The organism is Salmonella sp. 2020_1395 (genome assembly GCF_043848115.1).
Taxonomy (GTDB): Bacteria; Pseudomonadota; Gammaproteobacteria; order Enterobacterales; family Enterobacteriaceae; genus Salmonella; species Salmonella enterica.
On record NZ_JBCMFH010000039.1, the window covers coordinates 1 to 1,312 of the forward strand.

Below are 1,312 nucleotides of genomic sequence, written 5' to 3' on the forward strand. Positions count from 1 at the left end.
TGACTAGTCCTGATATAGGTTGACAGTTTTTTGTCTGTAAAACGCCTGATGAACATCATCGGGCGTTTTGTATTTCAGGGCCAGGTGTGGCCGTTCATGGTTATAAATTGCCACGGACTCTTTTACTATTTCCCGCGCTTGCGCCAGGTCTGCAGGACGCGAGAGTAAAAACTCATTTTTCAGTATCCCGTTTATTCTCTCAGCCAGCGCATTCTGGTAGCAGTCGTAACCATCGGTCATTGAACAGGTTATTCCGTTTCGCTCATGAACTGACTGATAAAGTACCGAACAGTATTGCAGTCCTCTGTCAGAGTGATGTACCAGCGGACCTGTCGTTTTTCTCCGTCTCAGAGCCTGCCTGAACGCCTTTACCACATTTTCTGTCTGCAGGTTTTCCCCGACATGGTAACCCACGATTTTTCTGGAGCAGGCATCGGTGACCAGACTCAGATAGGCCGTGCCGCTGCGTAGTGGAAGGTAAGTAATATCGGCGACCCAGACCTGTTCTGGCTCAAGGGCGGTAACCTGTTCAGGGCCGGGTTTCAGCAGATTAGGATGCCGGTAAAAGCGATGATGGCTGTTGGTGGTTTTGTGATATGCCCGTTTCACGGGTACCAGGAGCCGGTATTCACCCAGCAGGTTAAACAGACGGTCCCGTCCGATATTCAGCGTTTTATCGGCCTGAGTATTCAGCAGATAGTGCAGTTTACGCGTACCGATTCGTGGCTGACGGCACCGGGTACGGGCAACAAAATCAAGAACCTGAGCATGATGCTCCTGCCGTTTATTACATCTTGTATTGTACTGGTACCACGCCTGTCTGCTGTGCCCCAGGAACTGGCATGCACGCGTAACTGTTATTTTGGGGGCCTGACTTTGCGTGAGGACTTGCCGGGCCGCTTTTTTACAACACTTACCCCGTAATCATTTTTCAGGACGTTGATAACGGACTCAAAAAACTCAGCTTTCTGGTTTGCCAGCTCAAGCTGTTCTTCAAGTTCCCTGATTCTTTGCTCGGGTGTCAGCGGGATAGTTGTCTGAGCCACAGGCAGTTTCCTCTTCACCAGGTCAGGAAGTCCGGGTCTCCAGTCAAGCCGGCCATATTTACGCAGCCAGACAAGTACGGTGGAGCGCCCCTGAATGCCATATCGCTGCTGGGCCTGTTTATAGGTCATCTCGCCTTTTTCGACCTGCTCAACGACGGCTATTTTAAAGGATAGAGGATAATCGCGTTGGGTGCGTTTGAACTCAGTCATCATCACGTTCTCCGGATTTAAGTCTGGAACGTGTCAACGCTATTCAGGACGGGTCA

1 protein-coding gene is annotated in these 1,312 nt (G+C 50.5%); it reads right to left on the reverse strand.

From position 1 onward, the window contains the following. Positions 1 to 3: 3 nt before the first annotated feature. Positions 4 to 1,259 (reverse strand): IS3-like element ISSen1 family transposase gene (locus ACH0WD_RS24395; RefSeq protein WP_096322988.1). Its coding sequence is split into 2 segments (ribosomal slippage): positions 4 to 908 and positions 908 to 1,259, totalling 1,257 coding nucleotides; the frame shifts between segments, so codons are not numbered across the junction. Positions 1,260 to 1,312 lie beyond the last annotated feature (53 nt).